The organism is Gardnerella sp. DNF00476 (genome assembly GCF_049262735.1).
In the GTDB taxonomy this organism is placed as follows: domain Bacteria; phylum Actinomycetota; class Actinomycetes; order Actinomycetales; family Bifidobacteriaceae; genus Bifidobacterium; species Bifidobacterium vaginale.
In genome coordinates this window covers 233,132-256,607 of sequence record NZ_CP058401.1, presented here as the reverse complement: position 1 = coordinate 256,607, position 23,476 = coordinate 233,132, and the positions used below count along the sequence as shown (strand labels likewise).

Annotated in this window: 17 protein-coding genes; 14 read left to right on the top strand and 3 right to left on the bottom strand. The window is 42.7% G+C overall.

Going from position 1 to position 23,476, the window contains the following annotated elements:
• The first annotated feature begins 33 nt into the window (after positions 1-33).
• A complete protein-coding gene (gene mltG, locus HXT25_RS01080) occupies positions 34-1,191 on the top strand; it encodes an endolytic transglycosylase MltG (protein ID WP_422118597.1) in 1,158 nt (385 codons plus the stop codon).
• Between the two features lie 403 nt (positions 1,192-1,594).
• Here mltG and HXT25_RS01075 read toward each other — a convergent pair whose 3' ends face one another.
• Positions 1,595-2,110: a peptidase A24 gene (locus HXT25_RS01075; RefSeq protein WP_415690831.1), complete on the bottom strand. Its 516-nt coding sequence runs from the start codon at positions 2,108-2,110 to the stop codon at positions 1,595-1,597.
• 211 nt (positions 2,111-2,321) lie between these two features.
• On the opposite strand from HXT25_RS01075, the gene aroC reads away from it, so the two are divergent.
• The 13 genes from aroC (at position 2,322) to HXT25_RS01010 (ending at position 18,954) form a co-directional block, all read left to right on the top strand.
• Positions 2,322-3,509, top strand: coding sequence for a chorismate synthase (gene aroC, locus HXT25_RS01070; RefSeq protein ID WP_422118596.1), 1,188 nt, complete (start codon positions 2,322-2,324; stop codon positions 3,507-3,509).
• On the top strand, positions 3,506-5,248 hold the full coding sequence (locus tag HXT25_RS01065; protein ID WP_422118595.1) for a bifunctional shikimate kinase/3-dehydroquinate synthase: 1,743 nt from the start codon (positions 3,506-3,508) through the stop codon (positions 5,246-5,248). Before aroC ends, HXT25_RS01065 begins: the two co-directional genes overlap by 4 nt.
• Positions 5,249-5,251: 3 nt before the next feature.
• Positions 5,252-5,719: a type II 3-dehydroquinate dehydratase gene (aroQ, locus tag HXT25_RS01060; protein WP_004117433.1), complete on the top strand. Its 468-nt coding sequence runs from the start codon at positions 5,252-5,254 to the stop codon at positions 5,717-5,719.
• A gap of 60 nt (positions 5,720-5,779) precedes the next feature.
• Positions 5,780-7,447, top strand: coding sequence for a CTP synthase (locus HXT25_RS01055; protein ID WP_004113351.1), 1,668 nt, complete (start codon positions 5,780-5,782; stop codon positions 7,445-7,447).
• 543 nt (positions 7,448-7,990) lie between these two features.
• Positions 7,991-9,622, top strand: coding sequence for a peptide ABC transporter substrate-binding protein (locus tag HXT25_RS01050; RefSeq protein ID WP_422118594.1), 1,632 nt, complete (start codon positions 7,991-7,993; stop codon positions 9,620-9,622).
• A gap of 232 nt (positions 9,623-9,854) precedes the next feature.
• On the top strand, positions 9,855-10,781 hold the full coding sequence (locus HXT25_RS01045) for an ABC transporter permease (protein WP_004113346.1): 927 nt from the start codon (positions 9,855-9,857) through the stop codon (positions 10,779-10,781).
• Positions 10,782-10,793: 12 nt separating this feature from the next.
• Positions 10,794-11,783 (top strand): ABC transporter permease, encoded by a 990-nt coding sequence (locus HXT25_RS01040; protein WP_180372322.1) that lies wholly within the window; start codon positions 10,794-10,796, stop codon positions 11,781-11,783.
• Between the two features lie 23 nt (positions 11,784-11,806).
• Positions 11,807-13,834, top strand: a complete 2,028-nt coding sequence (locus tag HXT25_RS01035) for a dipeptide ABC transporter ATP-binding protein (RefSeq protein WP_004113343.1) — start codon at positions 11,807-11,809, stop codon at positions 13,832-13,834.
• Positions 13,835-13,983: 149 nt separating this feature from the next.
• A complete protein-coding gene (locus tag HXT25_RS01030) occupies positions 13,984-14,847 on the top strand; it encodes an exodeoxyribonuclease III (RefSeq protein WP_004113341.1) in 864 nt (287 codons plus the stop codon).
• A 123-nt stretch (positions 14,848-14,970) separates the two neighbouring features.
• Positions 14,971-15,777: a DUF3710 domain-containing protein gene (locus HXT25_RS01025; RefSeq protein ID WP_004114681.1), complete on the top strand. Its 807-nt coding sequence runs from the start codon at positions 14,971-14,973 to the stop codon at positions 15,775-15,777.
• 56 nt (positions 15,778-15,833) lie between these two features.
• A complete protein-coding gene (locus HXT25_RS01020) occupies positions 15,834-16,607 on the top strand; it encodes a DUF3159 domain-containing protein (protein ID WP_101887657.1) in 774 nt (257 codons plus the stop codon).
• Between the two features lie 55 nt (positions 16,608-16,662).
• On the top strand, positions 16,663-18,090 hold the full coding sequence (locus tag HXT25_RS01015; RefSeq protein ID WP_101887656.1) for a class I SAM-dependent RNA methyltransferase: 1,428 nt from the start codon (positions 16,663-16,665) through the stop codon (positions 18,088-18,090).
• A gap of 270 nt (positions 18,091-18,360) precedes the next feature.
• Positions 18,361-18,954: a DUF4097 family beta strand repeat-containing protein gene (locus tag HXT25_RS01010; protein ID WP_004111245.1), complete on the top strand. Its 594-nt coding sequence runs from the start codon at positions 18,361-18,363 to the stop codon at positions 18,952-18,954.
• 511 nt (positions 18,955-19,465) lie between these two features.
• Here the strand turns inward: HXT25_RS01010 and HXT25_RS01005 are convergent.
• Both HXT25_RS01005 and HXT25_RS01000 read right to left on the bottom strand, forming a co-directional pair.
• The gene (locus HXT25_RS01005) at positions 19,466-22,438 is read right to left on the bottom strand and encodes a type I restriction endonuclease subunit R (RefSeq protein ID WP_422118593.1); all 2,973 of its coding nucleotides are present in this window, start codon (positions 22,436-22,438) and stop codon (positions 19,466-19,468) included.
• Positions 22,439-22,443: 5 nt separating this feature from the next.
• Positions 22,444-23,475 (bottom strand): virulence RhuM family protein, encoded by a 1,032-nt coding sequence (locus HXT25_RS01000; protein ID WP_285085143.1) that lies wholly within the window; start codon positions 23,473-23,475, stop codon positions 22,444-22,446.
• Between the last annotated feature and the right edge of the window lies 1 nt (position 23,476).

Here is a 23,476-nt window from a genome sequence, read left to right as displayed (position 1 = left end):
CGCAAATCGACTGCATTAGGAAGGAAGCGTTTAATGAGTGAGAATATAGACGATTTTTTCAATCAAAACGCTAAATGGAGCCACGAAACTCCTAATCCACCTGTGCCTCCAAAATCGCGCAAAGATTTAAAAGCACAAAAACGACGTAAAAGTAAGAGAAAACGTATAATAGCGTTTATTCTTACGCTAATTTTTGCAATACTATTTGTTCTTGGATATGGCTTATATAGGGTTGCGGTTTACATAAAAACCAACAATCAGTCTACGATTATGGACGATTGGCCAGGACCTGGAAACGGATTCGTTGAGTTTACGATTGAGCCAGGTCAAGGATCTGTAGAAGTTGGGAACAATCTTGTTAAAGCGCAAGTTGTAAAGTCACAATCAACTTTTTCTAATATTGTTGCTGCGAACAACAAGATTTTATACCCAGGAATTTATGCGCTCAAAAAGCATATGAACTCAATTGATGTTGTAAATATTCTTTCAGATCAAAGTAAAGCAGGCGGATTCTTAGACGTTAAAGCAGGAGAACGATCAACAGACGTTATTCGTAAGGCTGCACAAATCTCTGGAATTGACATTGCTCAATTTAACGCGATTCAAAAAACAGACGGAGCGGGGATTTTGCCGCCAGAAGCGGGCGGAAGTTTTGAAGGATGGTTGGAGCCTGGAGTTTACAACGTAAAATCCATGAAATCTGCTACTAAAATACTTGCCAAAATGGTAGATAAGCGTATTCAGAAACTTGATTCATTGGGAGTTCCTAAAGGAAAACTGCGTCAAGATATTCTCAAAATTGCGTCTATTGCGGAAGCGGAAGTAAATAATCGTGAATACTATGGTAAAGTTTCGCGCGTAATATTAAACCGTTTAGCTAAAGACATGCCTTTGGGAATGGACACTACGGTTGCTTACGGTATTGGAATTAAGGCAATTAACCTTACGCAAGCACAATTAGATGATGCAAGTAATCCATACAACACTAGGATTCGCAAAGGATTGCCGCCTACTCCTATAAGTATTCCTGGAGATAATGCTATTCTGGCTTCGCTTAATCCAGAAAAAGGATCATGGATTTATTTTGTTACCACTAACTTAAAGACCGGCGAAACTAAGTTTGCGGATAACTACGATGATTTCTTGAAGATTCGCGACGAGTATAAGCGTTCTAACGAAAACGCCAACTAGCGCGACGACCTACCTTCGCGCTTAAAGCGTAGCGCGCGAAGGTAATTCGGAGCGCTGAGCTTGCTTAAGGTTGAAAGCACAGTGTGCTTTCAACGCAAGCGAAGACGTTCGCGCGCTTAGAGCGTGCGAACGACATTTAATATTTACTATTTACTGTTGTATGAGGGCTGGGTGTTTCTTGTCTCACAACGCTCTGCCTCTTACGTGTTGGTTGTTGTTGCGGTTGTTCCGATTTGGTTTTGATTTTGTTTTTTGGTTTAGGTTTGTTTGTAGTGGTGACTCATTGGATTATTTGGTATCGGCTGCCGCTCTTATACTGTTCGACCAAGAATCACCCAGCCCTCTTGCATGTTTAAACTTTTGCGTGGTTTTTATCACCGATATTCTCGATGTATTTGTGTAATTACAAAAAACCGCAAAACATAACGGCGATTATGGAAGATGCAGCTAATACGGGTACGAACGGGATTTTATTTTGCTCATTTTGCACAAGATGCACGCGGAAAAATCGCAAGCAGACTTTAGAGCAGATTTTCCACACTAAAATCCAAATTAATCCAAATATTCCAACTAATGCAAACCAGTAGATTATGCAATCAAATCCAAATAGCGCCAAAGCTTGAGCAATCATAGAAGCGCACGTAACATCGCCAAATCCAAGTGCTCCGCGCACACAAAGTTTTTGCGTCAAAACGTAGATTGCAAAAACTGTTACTGCACAAAGCCATCCGCGCAAAAGAAAATTAACATTATGAAAAGTAATAAGCGAAAAAATAAGGTTTGCTGCAGATTGTGCAAAAGCAGCTAGTAGAACCCAAAGTCTAGGCACAACGCGGTTTACTAAATCCGTTGCGCACAGTGCAATCGTGCATACAAGCGTTGGTGTTGCAAATAAACACGCTATAATAAACTGACTCATTTGATTATGCTAAATAAGCGAAAATTGCATTGCAACAAATTTTACTCAATGTGGTTAAAGGCTTTTTGCGATTTATTTCATAGATTATTAGCAATACTTAGTTGTTAGTAAAATAAAGAATTTAGAATCTAGTATTGATTTAAAATAAAATACAGTATTAAGTGCAAGAAGTATAACAATAAATATAACGCACAACGCGATTGGAGAAGGCATGCTTAGATGGCAAACGGCAGGGGAGTCGCATGGTGAAGCACTGGTGGCAATGATTGAAGGCGTGCCAGCAGGAGTTAAGATTACTAGCGCAGACATTGTTTCTGCTCTTGCGCGTAGACGACTTGGATATGGTCGCGGAGCGCGAATGAAGTTTGAGCAAGACAAAGTGCGTTTGCTTACAGGCGTTCGCCACGGTGTTACTCTTGGGTCTCCAATTGCTATAGAAATCGCAAATAGTGAGTGGCCAAAGTGGGTGGAAGTGATGAGCGCAGACCCGTTAGACCATGATTTAAGTGTGGAAGGTCGTAACGCGCCGCTTTCTAGGCCTCGCCCAGGGCATGCGGATTTAACGGGCATGCGTAAATATGGTTTTAGTGATGCTCGCGAGATTTTGGAGCGTTCGAGCGCTAGGGAAACGGCTTCCCGCGTGGCTTTAGGCGCTGTAGCTGATGCGTTTTTGCACCAAGCGTTGGGTGTGCGCACAGTTGCGCACGTTATTGGAATCGGCGGCGAATATGTAAGCAAAAGTTTACCCCTACCAACTCCAGACGATGTTGATGCGTTGGATGCTTCGCCAGTTCGTACTCTAGATAAAGATGCCGAAGCTCGCATGGTTGCTCGTATTGATGAAGCAAAAGCAAATGCAGATACGCTTGGCGGCGTAGTAGAGGTTTTGGCATACGGCATGCCTGCTGGAGTTGGAACGTATGTAGAGTCGGATCGCCGTTTGGATGCGGCACTGGCTGCGGCGCTTATGGGAATCCAAGCTATTAAAGGCGTGGAGATTGGAGACGGTTTCGAAGAAGCAAATCGCCCTGGCTCGGTTGCTCACGACGAGATCGTAACAGGCGAAGATGGCAAAATCACGCGCCTTAGCAATCGTGCTGGAGGAATTGAAGGCGGAATGTCAAATGGAGAGATAATTCGCGTGCGCGCTGCAATGAAGCCGATTCCGTCCATTCCTCGCGCTTTGCGAACGGTAGATGTGCTTACTGGCCAGCCAGCGCAGGCAATTAATCAGCGCTCCGATTTTACGGCTGTCCCAGCTGCTTCTGTAGTTGCAGAGGCAATGGTTCGATTAACGCTTGCAAAGTATGCGTTAGAAAAGTTTGGTGGAGATTCGCTAGAAGAAACCGCTAGAAATGCTATAAATTACGTTCAATCTTGGAAAGAGCATATGAGATGAGCGAAGAAGATTCTTTGCATGATTCCTTGCCAGATTCGCTTAGAGATTCTTTGAAAGACATTTCGCAAGATGTATCGCAAACTCAAATGCCGTTAGCCGTTATAATCGGCATGCCTGCAGCTGGAAAAACGCGTGTTGGCAAGGAATTAGCGCATATTTTGAATGTTCCTTTTATAGATACAGACGATTTAATTGAGCAAAAAATCAATATGCCGATTGCTCAATATTTTAAGGATTTTGGCGAAGAGTCTTTTAGAGATATTGAAACTCAAATTGTTAGAGATGCTATTTTCCCATATTTTGAGCAATCCGCCCCAATAGTCGCCCTAGGTGGCGGTGCTCCAATGCGTAAGGAGACGCAAGATGTCTTAAGAAAATATACAAAGCTAGGCGGTCGTGTTGTGTATTTGCAAGTAAATGCAAGTGATGCAATTGAGCGCGTAAGCTGGAATTCTAATCGTCCTATGTTAAGCGGCGAAGATGGCGCAAAACGATGGATGGATTTGTTTGATAAGCGTGATCCTGTGTTTTGCAAAGTGGCGAATTTACACGCTCGCGTTTACGGATTAACGCCAAAACCTGCCGCAAGAAAGGTAAAAGATATGATTATGCAACGAATCGTTCATGTAGATGGTAAAGGTATTGAAGATTACGATGTTCATATTGGCGCAGGCGCTATGAGTCTTTTACCTCAAATGCTTGGAAAACAGCCTGTTCGAGTAGCTTTAATTCACACTCAGCCTGTTCAAAGACATAGCGATAAAGCAAGATCTATTTTGCGCGCATCTGGCTACGATGTTTTCGATATTCTTATTCCAGACGCAGAGGCTGGTAAAACTGTTAAGGTTGCGGATTTTGTGTGGTCGCGCCTTGCAAACGCTGGTTTTACGCGTTCAGATGCGATTGTTGGTTTGGGTGGTGGAGCAGCTACGGATTTAGCTGGATTTGTTGCTTCTACTTGGATGCGTGGAATCCGCTACGTAAATTGCCCGACTTCGCTTCTTGCAATGGTAGACGCTTCGACTGGAGGGAAAACTGGTGTAAATACTGCAGCTGGCAAGAATTTGGTTGGTAGTTTTTACACTCCTGCTGGCGTTTTGGCAGATACTTGCGCGTTTTCTACTCTTCCTAACGATATTTTTGTTGAAGGACTTGGAGAAGTTGCAAAATCAGGGTTTATTGGCGATTCTAGCATCTTAAAAATTCTGGAAGATCCTCAAAATGCTAGCAAGTTGCGCTCTGTTGATGGTCCTTCTATTTTAGACGATGCAGATTTAAATAATATGGTTTGCGATCTAATAGAAAAAAGCGTGCGCGTTAAGGCATACCACGTTTCTAACGACTTAAAAGAACAAGGTTTGCGCGAGTTTTTGAATTATGGGCATACTTTAGGGCATGCGATTGAGCAAATCGAGCATTTTTCTTGGCGTCATGGAAACGCGGTTGCTGTTGGAATGGTTTTTGCGGCGAGCCTTGCGCAAATTTTGGGCTATTTAAGTCCAGAAGACGTTGAGTATCATCGCTCGCTTTTAAAATCACTTGGATTGCCAATATCTTGGAATGGCGGCGGCAATAATGACGATGCTTTTGCTAAGGTTCTTGACTTGATGCATAAAGATAAAAAAGCTAGAGGCAACACCTTACGATTTGTTGTTTTAGACGGGATTGGAAACCCGATTCACTTAGATAATCCGCCGCTGGAGGCGATTCGCGAAGCGTTTAATAAGATTAGAGGTTAGAAAATGGTAGATGCAGAAAACACTATAAACATCCGTAAAGTTTTAGTAGTAAATGGCCCAAATTTGGGGCGATTAGGCGTTCGTCAGCCAGACGTTTATGGCAGTCAAGATTTTGAAACGTTGTGCGCGCTTTGCAAAAAGTGGGCACAAGAGCTTAATTTACAAGTGGAAGTTCACCAAAGCGACGACGAAGCGCAAATGGTTCATTGGATGCACGAAGCTGCTGATACTCATACGCCAGTAGTTATGAATCCTGCTGCTTTTACGCACTACAGTTATGCGCTCGCGGATGCTGCGCACATGGTTTTAGATGCTGGAGTGCCACTAATGGAAGTGCATATTTCTAATCCTTCTGCCCGCGATTCTTTCCGGAAAATAAGCGTGATTAGTCCTGTTGCAACTGGAACTATTACAGGCATGGGACTGTATGGATATAAGCTTGCGCTCGAGGCTGTTGCTCATTTGATTTGACTTTGATTTGACTTTTCAATTATTCTTCCGAGTCGAGGCTCGAAGATACTATGGAGTTCCATGGTTAGAAGAAAACATGGTAACTCTCAGGAGCATATTACAAAGCATATTTTTGTCACTGGTGGCGTTGTTTCGTCCCTCGGAAAAGGTCTTACTGCATCTTCATTAGGCAGACTTTTGCGTAGTCGTGGTCTTCACGTTTTACAACAAAAACTCGATCCTTATATCAATGTTGACCCGGGTACAATGAACCCATTCCAACATGGTGAGGTTTACGTTACAGAAGACGGCGCAGAAACAGATCTTGATATTGGTCATTACGAGCGATTCCTCGATGTTTTCTTAAGTCAAAAAGCGAATGTTACAACTGGTCAGATTTATCAGTCTGTGCTTCGTAAGGAGCGTGCTGGCGAATATTTGGGTCAGTGCGTGCAGGTTATTCCGCATATTACTGGCGAAATTAAGTCGCGTATGCGCGCGCAGGCTAGCGACGATGTAGACGTGATTATTACGGAAATCGGCGGTACTGTTGGCGATATTGAGTCCCAGCCATTTTTGGAGGCTGCTCGCGAAGTTCGTCGCGATTTAGGTCCTGAAAACTGCATGTTTGTGCACGTTTCTTTGGTGCCTTATATAGCCGCAGCTCACGAATTAAAGACTAAGCCAACTCAGCATTCTGTGATGATGCTCCGCTCTCTTGGTATTTCTCCAGACGCGCTTGTTTTGCGTTCGGATCGTCCGCTTAATCAAGGCATTAAAGACAAAATTTCGCTTATGTGCGATGTTGACGCTGAAGGCGTTGTGAACTGCGTTGACGCTCCAAGCATTTACGATGTGCCGAAGATTTTGTTCAACGAGGGCTTGGATGCTTACGTTGTTCGTGAGCTTGAGCTTCCATTCCACGATGTTGATTGGAACGAGTGGGAAGATTTGCTTGAGCGCGTGCATCATCCAAAGCATGAGCTAAACATTGCAATTGTTGGCAAGTACATTGATTTGCCAGATGCATATCTTTCTGTTACTGAGGCTATTAAGGCTGGCGGTTTTGCAAACTGGGCTAAGGTTAACGTGCGCTGGGTTGCTGCCGACAAGTGCGAAACTCAAGAAGGTGCGGCGGCGGCTCTTGACCAAATGGATGGCATGGTTATTCCAGGCGGCTTCGGAATTCGCGGTATTGAAGGTAAGATTGGCGCTTTGCGTTACGCTCGCGAGCATGGTTTGCCAACGCTTGGTCTTTGCCTTGGCTTGCAATCTATGGTTATTGAGTATGCTCGTCACGTTCTTGGACTTGAGGATGCTAATTCCACTGAGTTCGAGAAGGATTGTGGCGATCCAGTAATCGCAACTATGGAAGAGCAGAAGGATATTGTGGACGGTAAGGGAGATATGGGTCACACAATGCGACTCGGCTCTTATCCTGCTCTTCTTGAAGAAGGGTCTATTGTTGCTGAGCTTTACGGTACTACGCATGTTACTGAGCGTCACCGTCACCGTTATGAGGTGAACGTGGCGTATAAGGATCGTTTGCGTGAAGCCGGCTTGCGTATTAGCGGTCAAAGCCCAGATGGTAATTTGACTGAGTTTGTGGAGCTTCCAAAGGAAGTTCACCCATTCTATGTGGCAACTCAGGCTCATCCAGAGTTTAAGTCTCGACCAACTAAGCCTCATCCACTGTTTGCTGGTTTAGTGGCGGCTGCTCTTGAACATCAGGCTAGCGAGTCTAAGTAGTATTTACCAATAGGTGAAAATATAATAAAAATATTTTAAAAATAATTTCAATATTCATTTGATTTTATTTATTAAGTGGTGTAGAATCGTACATTTGGGTGCGAATTTACACCACTTTTATTTTGATTAATACTTAATCATCTTGTTGCATATTTTGCATCGTTTAACATAATTGTTACATATTTCTAGTGCAAATTTACATTTTTGTAATATCTATACAAATGTAAAAGACTTGGCAAAATATCATCTAAAATACGATTTAATCTAATATTTTTCTATTATAATAGTTGTTTTTATGATTTATAGACAAAATAACAGTAAATTTTACATTTAGACTTTTAGCTTGCGTTGTTTAATAAAATCCGTATGATTGAATTTTAATCAACGAAGAGGCCTCCTTATTGGCTTTGCAAAGAATCCATCTGGCAATAAATACTAGGTGGATTTTATTTATTAAGCCTGTAAAAGCCTGCAAAGCTTGTAATGAGACTTTTTCGTGATATTTAATTGAATCCTGCCATACCCGACGTTAGGAGAAAACATATGAAGAATAAGGCATTACTTTTTGCCGCAGCTGCGTGCTCGGTTGCTATGCTGCTCGGTGGATGCGGTTCTTCTGCCTCGAAGACCGCTCAAACAAATGGTGGCAAGGTTGTTATTACTGTAAACAACTCCGAGCCTCAGAACGAGCTTGTTCCTGGAAACATTAACGAAAATGCTGGTGGTCGTCCTGCTCTATTGGTCAACTCCATGTTGGTCACTTTTGATGAAAAGGGCAACACGGTAAATGAAGATGCCGAGAGCGTAACTCCAAACGCCGATGCAACCCAATACACTGTTAAGCTTAAAAAAGATAAGAAGTTCAGCGATGGCACTCCAATCACCGCAGAAAGCTTTACTAAGGCTTGGAGCTTTGTAGCAAACGCTAAGAATGCTCAGAAGTGCTCTTCCTTCTTCCAGACCATTAAGGGCTACGAAGACTTGCAGAAGAATGATACTAAGGGCGACGAGCAGCTTTCTGGCTTAAAGGTTGTAGATAAGTACACCTTTACTGTTGATTTGAACCAGCCAGATTCTGTGTTTGCTATTAAGGTTGGTTACCTTGCATTCGCTCCTCTTCCAGAATCCTTCTACAAGAATCCAAAGGCTTATGGCGAAAAACCAGTTTCTTCTGGACCATACTTGTTTAAGTCTTGGGATCACAACAAGCAGATCGAACTTGTAAAGAACCCAGATTACGATGGCCCACGCAAGGCTAAGAATGACGGCATTACCTTTAAGATCTACACCGACGGCACCGCTGCTTACCGCGATGTTCAGTCTGGCAATCTTGATATGACCGATAACATTCCAGATACCGAAACCAAGACTTTCCAAAAGGACACCACTGTGAAGGCATACAACCGTCCAGGTTCTGTAATCCAGCAGTTCGGTATTCCTGCAAAATTGCCACATTTCGATGTAACTACCGAAGAAGGCCGCTTGCGTCGTCAAGCTGTTTCTATGGCAATCGACCGCGAAACCATCATCAAGAAGGTTCTTAACAACACTGCATCTCCTGCAAACGAGTTCACTTCTCCTTTGACTCCAGGATACAAGGCAGATCTTAAGGGACATGAAAACCTTAAGTTTAATGCCGCAAAGGCTAAGGAACTTTGGGCAAAGGCAGACAAGATCTCTAAGTATGATGGTCCTCTTACCTTTACTTACAACGCCGATGGCAACGCTAAGTCTGTGTTCGACGCAGTTGTAAACTCCCTCAAGAATCATCTTGGAATTAATGCTGAAACCACTCCAGTTCCAACATTCCAAGAGTTCCGTAACGCATGCGAACAGCGTCAGATTAAAGGTGCATGGCGTGCAGGCTGGATGCCAGATTACCCAAGCCCAGAAAACTACTTGACTCAGGAATTTGCTTCCGTTGCTGCAGATGGCAATGGTTCTAACGAAGCTGATTACAAGAATCCTAAGTTCGATGCTTTGCTTAAGAAGGCTTCTTCTTCTAAGCAAGCTGAGGCAACTAAGCTTTATCAGCAAGCTAACGAGATTCTTCTTGAGGATCTTCCATACGTACCACTGTTCTACTCGAACGCTAAGGCTGTTATGGTTCCAAGCTTGAAGGGCTTTGTAATGGATTGGCAGAATATGCCACTTTACTACAAGCTCCACAAGTAAAGATCAAAATCAAGTAGCTATTAATATCAAGTAGCTATTAAAAAATAAACCATAATTTAATAGCATGTAAAAACGTGCTGCTGCCTTCGAATGGCGAATAAAATTACAAAATTCTATCCGCTGTTCGAGGCAGCACTTTGTGTTTTTACTTAGGTTGGGTTAAATCAATATGCAAGCCACAAGTTGGGTGTGTGCTATGCGAATTTTTAAGTAAATATATAAGGAGAAACCAATGGGTAAATACGTTCTGCGTCGCGTTTTGCAGATGATTCCTGTGGTTCTCGGCACAACATTGTTGGTATACGCTTTGGTGTTTGCTTTGCCTGGAGATCCAGTAAAAGCAATGTTTGGAGATAAGCCAATTAACCATGCTGTAGAAGCGCAAATTCGTGCCGAGTATAACTTGGATAAGCCATTTATTATTCAATATTTGTTGTTCTTAAAGAATGCGCTTACTCTTGATTTTGGACATACTTTTGCTGGTCAGCCAGTAATTGACGAAATTGGTCGCGCATTCCCAGTAACCATTAAGCTTGCGTTGATGGCGTTTGCCTTTGAAGCCTTGTTCGGCGTAGCTTTCGGCATAATCTCTGGCTTAAAGAAAGGAAAGTGGTACGACAGTGTAATCCTGGTTGTATCACTTCTTCTTATTTCTGTGCCAACATTTGTTACTGGCTTTATTGGACAATACGTGTTTGGTGTTAAGTGGCATATTATGCCTGTTACAGCAAGCAATGATCCTGGATTCTATGATCTTCTTCTTCCTGCGATAGTTCTTGGATCCGTGTCAATGGCGTATATTATTCGACTTACAAGGTCGGAAATTTCGTCAAACATATCGCTTGATTACGTGCGCACGGCTCGCGCAAAGGGCTTAAAAGAAGGCTCCGTTATTGTTCGACACATTTTGCGTAACTCGCTTATTCCTGTTGTTACATTCTTAGGTCAAGATTTGGGCGCTCTTATGGGCGGCGCAATGATTTCGGAAACAATCTTCAACATTCATGGCGTTGGATTCCTTACGTATCAGGGAATACTAAAAGGAGAAGGAAACCTTGTTGTTTCTATAGTTACGCTTCTTATGTTGATATTTGTAGTCAGCAATCTTCTTGTTGACATGTTGTACGCGGCTCTAGATCCGCGCATTCGCTACGCGTAAGGAGAGCACATTATGGAAGATAATTTGATGGAAGATAATTTGATTACAAATAATGCAAATTACAACACATTGCCAGGTCAGGAACGCTATGTTGCTCCTCTTGACGATACGCCTCTTCAAGAAGTTGATTCTGTAGACGAATCTGCTCCAGCTACAAGCATGTGGGCTGATGCTTGGAGATCTTTGCGCAGAAATCCATTGTTTATTGTTTCTGCAATTTTGATTATTGCAATTATTTTTGTTGCGCTCTTCCCAGGCGCTCTCACAAAGCACAATCCTAATTACTGTGTTTTGGAGCATTCGCTTGAGCCAGCTTCTGCTGCACATCCGTTTGGATTCGACATGCAAGGATGCGATATTTACGCTCGAGTTGTATATGGAACACGTACATCTTTAAGCGTTGGCTTGCTCGCAACGGCTTTAGTGGTGTTAGTTGGTTCGCTAATTGGAGCTTTGGCTGGATTCTTTGGCGGATGGATTGATGCGGTTCTTAGCCGAATCACCGATATCTTCCTGGCTCTACCAATGCTGTTGGGTGCAATCGTAGTTTTGCAAATGTTCCGCACATCTAAGTCGATTTGGAAAATCGTGTTTGTTATGGTTCTCTTTGGATGGGTAGGCGTTGCTCGAATCGCAAGAAGTGCCGTTATGGAATCCAAGAATCTTGAGTTTAATACGGCTTCTACAGCTTTAGGTTCAACTCCAATGCGTAATCTTTTCCGTCATATTATTCCAAACTCGCTGGCCCCAATCATTGTTGTAGGAACAACATCCCTTGGTTCTTACATTGTTTTGGAAGCAACACTTAGCTTCCTTGGTATTGGTTTGCCAACTACGACCGTTAGCTGGGGTGTAGATATTTCTACCGCTAGGAATGTTCTTACTACAAATCCAGAAGTTTTGTTCTATCCGTCTATTGCGCTCGCTATTACTGTTCTCGCCTTTATTATGATGGGCGACGCCGTAAAAGATGCGTTGGATCCAAAGAGCCGTAAGGCGTAAGTTAGCGTGGAGGAATAGTGATTATGAACACAGCAACACGTAAAAATGTAGATACCCTTGCAATGCAACGTGAGCAGGGTCCTTTGCTGGAAGTTAAAAATCTTCAAGTTGACTTTACAACGGATTCTAAAAAAGCCGTACACGCTGTTCGCGATGCGAGCTTCAACGTTTACCCAGGTCAATGGGTTGCAATCGTGGGTGAATCTGGTTCTGGAAAGTCAACTTCTGCAATGGCGGTTTTAGGCTTGCTTCCAGGAACAGGTCACGTTACGGGTGGTTCTATTAAGCTTAAAGGTCAAGAAATAAGTAATCTAAAGCCTAAAGATTATGCGGCTTTGCGCGGTACAGCAATGGGATTGGTTCCGCAAGACCCTATGAGCAACCTTAATCCTGTTTGGCGAATTGGAACTCAAGTTAAAGAGGCTCTTCTTGCAAATGGCGTTGACGTTAGTCATGAGAAGCGCTCCGCACTTGCAGAAGCTTTAGCAGGAGACGCTGTAGAAGTCAAAAGCAATGAAGATGAAATCTTCCTTGGCTCTAAAGAACTGAGCGCATTATTGGACGCTGCAAAGCAAGCTTTGGCGCAGGTTGGTCTTAGTGAGCAAACAAATGCCGAAAAGTTTAATGAAGCTATGGAATACTACAAAAAAGAGTGGGTTCCAGGTTCCGAAACTCGTTGGCGCGTTGCAGACGATTTAATCAAGTATGGCGTAGACGACGACAAAGCTTGGGAAATCGCAAAAAAGTATGTTATTGGAGCAAGTGTTGAAGACCGCATTGCTGGTTTGCTTGATGAAGCTGGTTTGCCAGATGCAGCAACTCGCGCAAGGCAATTCCCACACGAGTTTTCCGGCGGTATGCGTCAGCGCGCGTTAATCGCGATTGGCCTTGCGTGCCGCCCAGATTTGCTTATTGCAGATGAGCCAACTTCCGCACTCGACGTTACTGTGCAAAAGCGCATTCTTGACCATTTGCATACGCTTACTGATTCTCTCGGCACTTCTGTGCTCTTTATTACTCACGATTTAGGTTTGGCTGCAGCTCGCGCACAGCACGTTGTTGTTATGTATAAGGGTCGCGTTGTTGAATCTGGTCCATCTTTGGACGTTTTGCAGCATCCTCAGCATCCTTATACTAAGCGACTTGTTGCTGCCGCTCCAAGTCTTGCTTCTCAACGAATCATTTCCGTTAAGGAGCATGGTGGTAACGCGGATAATTTGCTTGAGCATCACGTAGTAGGCGAGCAAGCTCTTGAAAAGAGCGAGCATATTATTACAGTCGATCACTTAACCCGAGAGTTTAAGCTTCCGCGCAAGAAGGAGCTTTTCAAGGCTGTTGACGATGTTTCGTTCTCGATTAAGCGCGGAACAACGTTGGCAATCGTGGGTGAGTCTGGTTCTGGTAAGTCTACTGTTGCAAACATGGTTTTGCGACTTCTAAATCCAACAAGTGGAACAGTTACTTACGAAGGCAAGAATATTGCTGATTTCAAGGGTGCTGATTTGCTTGACTTCCGTCGACATGTGCAGCCAGTATTCCAAAATCCTTATGGTTCGCTAGACCCAATGTATTCGATTTATCGTTCTATTGAAGAGCCTTTGCGAATTCATAAGATTGGCGATAAAAAGAGTAGACAGAATCGTGTGCGCGAGCTTTTGGACATGGTTCGTATGCCTGCTTCTGTTATGACTCGCTTCCCGAACGAGCTTTCAGGCGGACAGCGTCAGCGCATTGCGATTGCGCGTGCTATGGCATTGGATCCGGATGTAATCGTTTGCGACGAAGCTGTGTCTGCTTTGGATGTGCTTGTGCAAGATCAGGTTTTGCATTTGCTTAACGATTTGCAAGCGGAGCGAGGATTAAGCTACTTGTTCATCACTCACGATTTGGCTGTTGTTCGTCAGATTGCGGACGAGGTTGTTGTTATGCAACATGGCAAACTTGTTGAGCATGCTACAACCGACGAAGTGTTTGATCATCCTCAAAAGGAGTACACTCGCGATCTTCTCGATGCAATTCCAGGTGGAAATTTGGAACTTGGCTTGGATTAGTCGCAAGCTGGTTTATGGGCCTTAAAACTAGTGTCTTATAAACTATAAATTTAAAATAAATTTAAATTTAAAATAAAGGTGTAGGAGTCAAAACTTCTGCACCTTTATTTTTGCGTACTTTGTGTTGTGTGCATATTAGAGTGGAACTTATGATTACAATTACGACTTCAAATTTGAATGGGATTCGTGCGGCTTGGCGCAAGGGGATGCTCGATTGGGTTCAAGATCACACGCCAGATGTGTGGTGTATGCAAGAGGTTCGCGCTCCGCAAGATGCGATTGATCCGATTATGAGTAAAATCAAGGATTTGTATACGTCTAAAAGTGGTGAATCTGGTCAAAATGACAGGCGATTTTCTGTTACAAATCAGATTTGTGAAATAAAAGGTAGAGCTGGTGTGGCGCTTGTAACGACTTTGCCAGTTGTAGAGCAGCGTTACGGTTTGCCTGGTTTAAGTGAAGACGTTGATTCTGGGCGATGGGTAGAAACCGACGTACATACTCCGCAAGGGTATGATATTACTGTTGCATCTGTGTATGTTCACGCTGGAAACGTTGATGATCCACAGAAAATGCAGCAAAAATTCCGCTTTCTAGATACTATGTTAAAGCGATTAGGGGAGCTTAGAGATATTGCTGCAAGTGGCGGAAATCAGGCGATTTTATGCGGTGATTTTAATATTGCACACACGCCTCTTGACATTAAAAACGCTAAAGCGAATGAGAAAAGTGCTGGATTTTTGCCAGAGGAACGCGCTTATATTGATCGTTGGATTAACGAGTATGAATTTGTGGACGTTATGCGTATGCTTGCTGGCGATATTCAAGGACCATACACTTGGTGGAGTCAACGAGGTAAAGCTTTTGATAATAACGTTGGATGGCGATTAGACTATCAGTTTGCAACACCTGAAATTGCAGAAACTGCGTGCGGATTCGTGATTGATCGTGCTCAAAGCTACGATTCTCGCTGGTCTGACCATGCTGCTTTAAACATAAAATATAATGTGTGATTTTGCTTTGCTTGTGATAGGCTGGTGAAGTTGAGTAAAAATAGCCATTAGAAATATGTAAAGTATTCATCGAAAAATGGCAATTAGAGCTTATTAAGAAGAATCCATTAGAAAAGAGGAGCCATGGGATGGTTTAAATCCAAGCGCAAGTCGAAAGCTGCCAAAGATGATGCTGAGAATCTTGCAGAATTTCAATCCCAAAATTCCGCTCTAAGCGATCTGACTGCAGGCGGATATGATGCAGACACGTACTTAGGACGCGGAAGTCTTAGAGGTCCATGGGACATGTCTGATGAGAAACTACCTAATTTAGGTACTTATGTTGATTTCGGCTCCATATATATACCATATTTACAAGGTATAGAGTTGCGAGTAAAAAAGCAGCGTGAAACTGGTCAAGTTCTTGGCATAACTGTTACATATAAATCTTCTAGCATTGAGGTTGAAGCATTTGCAGCTCCTAAAACAGAAGGAATATGGAGTGAAGTTCGTGCGGATTTGCTTAAGGGAAACTCTAATGCTAGGGAAGCGAATGGAGTTTTTGGCAAGGAACTCATACTTCCAGTCAAGGTTGACGATAAGACAGTGGAAACTAGAATTGTTGGTGTGGATGGTCCGCGTTGGATGCTTCGCGGAGTGTTTTCTGGGAGTGCTGCTTTAGAGTCGCAAAAAACAAGCGAAGAGACTGTGCTTCTTAACAAGTGGTTTAGTGATATTGTTATAGACCGCGGAACAGAGCCACTTGCTCCTAGAGATATGATTCCAATGCACGATTTGGTTGCTCCAAGTAATGCAGGTAAAGATGGTTCTGCTGGTTCTGACGATTCTGAAGAAAATCTAGGTCGTCCAAAGGGTCCACTTGGTGCAGATCAGCAAGTAGAAGTCAAAACCACGCTAACTCGTGGACCAATGTTTTCTGAAATCAGATAGTTAAGAGTCGATAGTTAAGAGTCGATAGTAAAAGTCAGGCAGCAAAGGATATTGTCTTGGAAAAAGATTCGCGCGGCAAAAAACGCTCAGGATTAGCCTCTTTGGCTTCTATTGGATCTGAAGGAAACACGTTTTCTGTTATTGACTCCCTTGGAGGAGTTCGAGGCGTAATTGAATCCATGCTGCCAGGCTTGCTGTTTGTTATTTGCTTTGTTGTAACGCGAAACGTACAAACAACGGTTATTGCGTCTGCAGCTCTTGCAGTTTTGCAAGTTGTGGCGCGCATGATTCAACGCCAGTCGATTATGGGTGCTCTAAGTGGGTTGGTTTCTGTAGGGATTTGCCTTATTTGGGTGTGGACGAGTCATCAAGCTCGCGACTACTACATGATGGGCTTTATTACAAACGCTGTGTATGGTGCGCTTCTTGCGATTTCGCTGATTGTGCGCGTGCCAGCGCTTGGGCTTGTGATTGAATCGATTCGCAAAATGCCTACGGAAAATTTTGGCGAGTGGCTGCACGAATGGCTTGATTATAAGCCGCTTAAGCGTGCATACATGTATGTTACTGGATTGTGGATTGGTGTTTTTGCTCTGAGGCTTGTTTTGCAAGTGCCATTATATTTGACGAATCACGTTGTCTGGCTCGGCACTGTTCGATTGCTTATGGGATTGCCATTCTGGGCGCTCGCAATTTGGGTTTCTTACTTGATTATTGCAACGCCGTTTATGCGTCTTCATCATAAAAATCGCGAAGAAAATTATCGTGAAGAAAATCAGATTGACGAAGATAAAAACGATGTAAATTCAAGTGAAGTAAAATCAGCTTAACAAAAATCAGTGTTAGCGAATTGGCTTAACAAAACGCAAAACTAAGGGGTAGTTTATGCAAGTGACGATGCGAATCGAGCGTTATGCGGATCAAGGAAGATGCGTAGGTCATCTTGACGGACGCGTTGTATTCGTGCGATTTGCGCTACCTGGTGAGCTGGTTGTTGTGCGCATGGATGAGCCGATGCGTGCAAAAGCGCACTTTTTTACTGGGGAAGTTGTGGAAGTTTTGGAGCCTAGCGCTGATCGTGTAGAGCCGCAATGGAAGCTCGCTGGTCCTTTGGCTCAGGGTGGCGGAGTTGGTGGCGCGGATTTAATTCATGTTTCTTTGCCTGGGCAGATTCGTTGGAAGGCGTCCGTAATTGCCAATCAATTCCAGCGTTTAGCGCATATGGATATTGCGGATAGCGATATTACTGTTGAGCGCATGCCGGGGGATGAGGAGCTTAACGGGTTTAATTGGCGTACGCGCATGGAGTTGGTTGCGGATGATGAAGGGCGATTGTCTATGCGTAAGCGCGAGTCGCATGATCGCATTGCGATTGATACTATGCCACTTGCGTCGCGCGCGGTTTTGGCTGTTGCGGATTCTTTGGACTTGTGGAATCGTTCTTTCTCGCCAAATGCGCAAATTCGTCTTGCTGTTCCAGAGCCTCGAGTTGATGGTTTTGATTTTAATGATAAGGCTGCGCTTCTTAGTGCGATTGGCGAAAATTATGCGCTTATAGTAAATGATGAGTTGGTTGCAGGATCGGCATTGTTGAGTGAGAGTGTACGCGTTGCTGTTGATGGAGATTCATCGCGTATGCGTACTTTTGATTACGATGTTGACGCCCGCGGTTTTTGGCAGATTCATCGCGCAGCTCCAGAGCATTTGGTGAACTACGTTTTGGGATTAGTTCGTTCTGCGCTTGGTGGTCGTACTAAGAATACGGTTTTGTGGGATTTGTATTCTGGATCGGGTTTGTTTACGATTCCGCTTGCGACTTTGGCTAATGTTGGAGGAGATTCTTCTAGTGCTGTGGGTGCTCTTGGTACTACTGGCACTTTTGGTTCTGCAGAGCCAGCGCGCGTGCTTAGTATTGAGGGTGCGCCGATTGCTGTAAAGAACGCAAGGCGAAACATTGGGCGCGCAGGGCTTAGCAGAGATATTGTTGAAGCGCTTGAAGGGGATGTTGCGCAAACGCTTGAATCGCAGGTGTTTAAGGCGAGTAAATCGTCTAAAATTGTGCGCCGATTTGCGCATCCAGATGTTGTTGTGTTGGATCCTCCGCGCGCTGGTGCTAAAGCTCAAGTTTGTAAGCAGATTGCGAAGTCTGGAGCAAGAGCTGTTGTGTACGTTGCCTGCGATCCGACTAGTCTTGCTCGCGATGTTGGCACGTTTAGTGAGCTTGGCTACAGCGTTCAGTCTTTGCGCGCATTCGACTTATATCCGGAAACTCATCACGTCGAGAGTGTCGTATTGATGTCAAGGGCTGATTAGGTGGGTGCAAATTTGCCCTTGTGTAGCAGGGGTTAGCGAGGGCTATCGTTAAAAGGTTTAATGTGCGGCGGCTTTAAGCTGGGTTCTCGTGATTTTTGAGTGCAGTTTGGCTGTTTGAGGGAAGATGTCGACGCTCTAGGGTTGAGTGCACAGGATGTTAACGTTAAAAAGTGCACCCACTTTGCACCCACCCTGTGAAGTGGGAAAATATAGCTCAAAAGGTAAAATGAAACCTGATTATTAGTATGTGCACGAGGAGGTGCTTAAGGAATGGATAATAAGAAGTTTATCGCAGAGACGAAAGATGTTCGTTTAACGGTGAAACGTGCTGATACCTTTGGTGTGAGCTTTGTTAACTGTGAACAAGATATATTGAGGGTTGAGGAAGCGCAAAATGTTATAAGGCTTATTCAAACTAAAAAAGTCTCAGCTTCGAATTGGGTGAGGTGGCTTACTCAGGGTATGCCTGAAATTGTTGTGAGTTTGCCACATGATGTGGAAGTTTGTGAGGTTGAATCTGATTCTAATCAAGTGCTCATCACGGATATTGAGATTGGTAAGCTTTATGTAGAAGTGAACAATGGCAAGGTAGAAGTTGTTAATTTGAAGGCGGATGATGTCTTTCTTAAATGTTATAATGGGTTGGCTTCAGCAACAAACGTAGAAGTAACTCATGTTTGTACGCTTGATACGTTAAATGGCATGAGTATTTTAGAAGGAACAATCACCAAGGATGCAAGCCTTGAAGTAGATTGTGAGAATGGTGTCACCGAGGTTTCAGATAAGAAGAAGGTAAATTGTAAAAACGATGGATTTGCGCATTACATGGTGCACTGTCTTAATGGGAAAGCTATTGCGAAGTAGCAGACATATAGATCAAAAAAGAAGCAATAAAACTTGATATAAGTTGGAATTAGAGCGTATATAGACATACCGAATCGAGAATTGAAATAACTGAAAAAGCAAAGCAGTGATAACCGTAGTAATATAGGAAAAACTAAAGGTTAAAAGGTGCACCCACTTTGCACCCAGCTGGAAGTTAGGAAATAGGAGTTTAGAAACTTTCCTGTACCGTATGGAGGAGAGATAACTTTACAGGAAATGATACAGAGCTTGGTTGTTGCTGCTTAAAAGAACACTGTAAATAAGGGTTTATTGTAGGCTTGCGAAACGGAAGAACGTGAATGAAAGTCTAGCGTGAATTGACGCTAGACTTTTTCTTTTTTTGGGGGGTGTCTTTTTTGCTTTTAAGGGTGTGTGCTATTTAGACAAGGGGGTGTTCTTAGGTTTAAGACATGAGGAATATCCTACACTTTTTCTAACAAAAAAGAGGTAACTTCTAAAATTTAAAAGTCACCCCCTGTACTTTTACGTGTTATTTTTCTTCTTTTGGTGGCGTGTATGGCTTACCTTCTTTGTTGTAGGTGAGATTAAATACCATATTAGATAACCACTTCTTGAATGAAGGGTTATCTTGGAATTGTTTGAATAATTCCATGTTATCGGACATGATGGCAATAATTACTTGTTGTAAAGCTCGTTCGCTTTCTAACCGTGCACTTTGCTCATCAGAATTACGCATGGCATTTTGATATTTTTTGTCCCTTGAAACCATTGCCGGAATTTCCAGAATTTGCCTTTTAACGTTATCGGCATCTTTCCAATCGATATTTCCGAAAATATCATTGAAATTAGAAAGGATGGTAGACAGCAAATCCATCTCAGGATTTAAGATGTGTGGCACACTTGCTGATGGAACGGGAGCCACTTCATTATCTACATCTTCTAATTTTATGGATAGACTATCTCTTGCTTCATTTCGATAGCTTTCCAAGTCAATTGAGTCAAGAATTCCTTGAGATAAGTCTTCTTCTCTTGGAGACGGAAGCTTTGGAATAAGAAGATTTAGGAATATAGATAGTTTTTCCCATTCAGCATTACCGTATGGCAGAATGGCACCTAAGAATCCATAGGTCCTTACAAAGGATTTAGCCGCACTTTTGAAGGTAATCTGATCATCTGTATCCAATTGCTTGTAGAGTGCTGCGCATGCGTCTAAATGAGGGTCGAGTTGTTCACGTTCTGCACCGTTTAAATAGTTATTAACAAGCAGGTCTACATTATTTTTAGTATAAATCTGATAATTTTCCATTGTTGTTACAAGGTCATACAACTTATTGGGATCGGTTTCACCGGAGAGAATTGTTGTCTTATAGTATGTCAAAAAAGACTTAGCAATATCTTCAGGCTTATTTGCAAAATCAAGCACAAAAGTATCATGTTTTTGTGGGTGAGAACGATTCAATCTTGATAGCGTTTGTACAGCCTTAATGTCATACAAGAGCTTATCGACATACATTGTATGCAATAGTGGTTCGTCAAAGCCTGTCTGGAACATATCAGCCACAATAAGCAGACGATACGGGTCTTTCTTAAATTCTTTCGGAATGTTAGCATCTGGAAAACCGTTTAATCCTGCTGAAGTTAAAGGTGGTTCTTGACCGTTATACGCATGTTCACCGGAAAAAGCGATAATAGCTTTATATGGACTATGGCGATCAGCTAAGCATTTATTAATCGCAAAGTAGTATTCAATACAGCGTGGGATACTTGCTGTTACAACCATTGCGCGTGCTTGACCACCAATTTTTCCTTTTGCTATAACCTGTTCGTGGAAATGCTCTACCATCATGGCAGCTTTTTTAGCTATGGTAAAGCTATTGCCCTCTACAAAACTACGAAGCTTCTTCTGTGCGCGCTTTTTATCAAACATTGGGTCATCTTCCACGGTTTTCATGAGCTTATAATAGCTATCAATAGCTGTGTAGTTTTTCAAAACGTCTAGAATAAAGCCTTCTTGAATAGCCTGTTTCATTGTGTAAACGTGGAATGGCTTGTGCTTTATTTCTCCTGCTTCCTCGTAAGGTACACCAAAAGACTCTAAGGTTTTATTCTTTGGTGTAGCAGTAAAAGCAAAATAGCTGGCATTACTAAGTAACTTTCTGCCTTCCATCATGATGTTAATTTTATCTTCGTTGTCGTTAACATCATCTGAAGCACGACCAGATAGAGCTAAGTTCATCTGAGCGGCGTTTCTGCCGCTTTGACCTGAGTGGGCTTCATCGATAATAATGGCGAAATGGTTGTTTTTATGCTCCGGCCCAATTTCTGAAACTATATAGGGGAACTTTTCAACGGTAGTAATGATAATACGCTTACCATCAGTAATTGCTTTTCTTAACTCGCCTGAATGGTCTGCCCATATGACTGTACTGTTTACCTGCATAAACTGTTTGATCGTATCACGAATTTGCTTATCTAGAATTTTTCGATCGGTGACAACGATTACGGAGTCAAGAATCGGGTGCCCGTCATGTTCAAGCTCTATGAGCTGATGAGCGAGCCATGCAATGGAGTTTGATTTACCACTGCCGGCACTATGTTGAATAAGATATCTCTTTCCAGCACCATGTGCTTTGACATCGGCTAAAAGTTTGGTCACAACATCTAGCTGATGGTAGCGTGGAAAGATTTGTTTTTCTGTCTTCTTCTTGGTCTCTGGGTCAATATCGATAACAACCTGAGCATAGTTTTCTATGATGAGAGCTAACTTTTCCTTTGTTAAGATATCTTTCCACAGGTAATCTGTCATAATGCCATTCGGGTTCGGCGGATTTCCAGCACCATCGTTGTAACCTTTATTGAACGGCAAGAACCAACTATCTTTACCAGCTAGTTTTGTACAGAACTTAATTTGTTCATCATCAACAGCAAAATGAACCATACAACGCTTAAAAGAGAATAGAAGCTCTCGTGGATCTCGATCCATCTTGTATTGTTCTACAGCATCATCTGTATTTTGTTTGGTGAGCTGGTTTTTTAATTCAAAGGTGATTACAGGAAGCCCATTAATGAACACACAAAGATCCAGTGCTAGTTTGGTTGCATCAGAAGAATAACGAAGTTGCCTTGTTACGCTAAAAATATTTTGCTCAAAATGTTCTTGTGCTTTTATATTATTTTCACTCGGTGTGAGATAAAACAGAATAATGTCTGCAGGGTAAACTTTGATTCCATTACGCAAAACATCGATAATACCGCGTTTAGCCAGCTCTGATTGTAGGCGGTTCAGGAACGAGTGTCTTTTTTGTTCAGATTGTCCTATGCCTAACAAATCAAATTGTTCAGGCTGCGTTGTTTTAAGAAAGCGGAAAAGTTGCGTTTCGTCAATGGCATATTCCTTGTTGTAATCAGCGTTGGTGCCTTCTTCATAACCATTATGTTCAACAAGCCAATTGACAATGAGTGTTTCTAGGCCGTTTTCTTTTGTGTTGGTAAACGTCGTCATCGCACTTATTCCTCCGCTTTTTTCTTTGCTGTTTTCTCAAGGCTTTTTATTGTGTCAAGGTAAGATTTTTCAACGGGAGAAAGATTATTGACAATAAAACGCTGATATTCTTTATCTGCTTTTTCTATTGCCTGCTTATGGCTGACTTTGCCTGCACCATTTAAAAGCTTTTCTCCGGTAGCAGAAAGAATGTGATCTAAGTGTTCCACATAATCACTCATATGCATAGGATTGTGACGCATAGCTTGCACTTCAGCAAAATCGAAATATCCTGAAACAATACTATTCAATATCTTCAGCTCATCTTCTGATAAATAATTTTTAGCAATATGCGTGTCTTTTGCTGTTGGAAAATCGCCGGAAAAAGTAGTAAGGCCCATAAAAGGTTTATTCGCATCCGCTCGCTCAAAAATCACTTCAGCTGCGGTGTGTCCATGAGCAGCATAGTGAAGCTTATTTTGCACCATCTTGAAGAATGCAAGGGATTCTCTGCTTTTTGGGTTATAGTCCACGCTTGTGGCATATAAATCCAACACTTGACGATACATGACTTTTTCTGAAGAACGAATATCACGAATACGATCTAAGAGTTCATGCCAATAATTGCCACCTCCGAGCTGTTTTAAGCGTTCGTCGTCCATGGTAAAACCCTTGATCATGTACTCTTTCAAACGTTCAGTTGCCCAACGACGAAAATTAGTCGCAATTTTGGATTTAATGCGGTAACCAAGGGAGATAATCATGTCGAGATTGTAGTGTGGAATATCTCGTGTAACCTGCCTTGTACCCTCTGTTCGAACCTGTCGGAAATTCCGACAGGTTGAAACTTCATCAAGTTCATCTTCTTCATAGATGTGTCTAATATGTTCAGTTATGTTTGTACGAGATGATTGAAATAGCTCAGCCATTTGTTGTTGCGTCAGCCAAACTGTTTCATCCACGAAACGCACGTCAATTTTTGTTTCACCATCATCGCTTTGATAAATGACAAGGTCGCCTTGATTATCGGCACTAGATATTTTTTTGTCTTCAGGCATA

Excerpts from the sequence above, each read along its gene's own strand:
- mltG (WP_422118597.1), top strand. The coding sequence starts at position 34 with ATGAGTGAGAATATAGACGATTTTTTCAATCAAAACGCTAAATGGAGC.
- HXT25_RS01075 (WP_415690831.1), bottom strand. The coding sequence starts at position 2,110 with ATGAGTCAGTTTATTATAGCGTGTTTATTTGCAACACCAACGCTTGTA.
- aroC (WP_422118596.1), top strand. The coding sequence starts at position 2,322 with ATGCTTAGATGGCAAACGGCAGGGGAGTCGCATGGTGAAGCACTGGTG.
- HXT25_RS01065 (WP_422118595.1), top strand. The coding sequence starts at position 3,506 with ATGAGCGAAGAAGATTCTTTGCATGATTCCTTGCCAGATTCGCTTAGA.
- aroQ (WP_004117433.1), top strand. The coding sequence starts at position 5,252 with ATGGTAGATGCAGAAAACACTATAAACATCCGTAAAGTTTTAGTAGTA.
- HXT25_RS01055 (WP_004113351.1), top strand. The coding sequence starts at position 5,780 with ATGGTTAGAAGAAAACATGGTAACTCTCAGGAGCATATTACAAAGCAT.
- HXT25_RS01050 (WP_422118594.1), top strand. The coding sequence starts at position 7,991 with ATGAAGAATAAGGCATTACTTTTTGCCGCAGCTGCGTGCTCGGTTGCT.
- HXT25_RS01045 (WP_004113346.1), top strand. The coding sequence starts at position 9,855 with ATGGGTAAATACGTTCTGCGTCGCGTTTTGCAGATGATTCCTGTGGTT.
- HXT25_RS01040 (WP_180372322.1), top strand. The coding sequence starts at position 10,794 with ATGGAAGATAATTTGATGGAAGATAATTTGATTACAAATAATGCAAAT.
- HXT25_RS01035 (WP_004113343.1), top strand. The coding sequence starts at position 11,807 with ATGAACACAGCAACACGTAAAAATGTAGATACCCTTGCAATGCAACGT.
- HXT25_RS01030 (WP_004113341.1), top strand. The coding sequence starts at position 13,984 with ATGATTACAATTACGACTTCAAATTTGAATGGGATTCGTGCGGCTTGG.
- HXT25_RS01025 (WP_004114681.1), top strand. The coding sequence starts at position 14,971 with ATGGGATGGTTTAAATCCAAGCGCAAGTCGAAAGCTGCCAAAGATGAT.
- HXT25_RS01015 (WP_101887656.1), top strand. The coding sequence starts at position 16,663 with ATGCAAGTGACGATGCGAATCGAGCGTTATGCGGATCAAGGAAGATGC.
- HXT25_RS01010 (WP_004111245.1), top strand. The coding sequence starts at position 18,361 with ATGGATAATAAGAAGTTTATCGCAGAGACGAAAGATGTTCGTTTAACG.
- HXT25_RS01005 (WP_422118593.1), bottom strand. The coding sequence starts at position 22,438 with ATGACGACGTTTACCAACACAAAAGAAAACGGCCTAGAAACACTCATT.
- HXT25_RS01000 (WP_285085143.1), bottom strand. The coding sequence starts at position 23,475 with ATGCCTGAAGACAAAAAAATATCTAGTGCCGATAATCAAGGCGACCTT.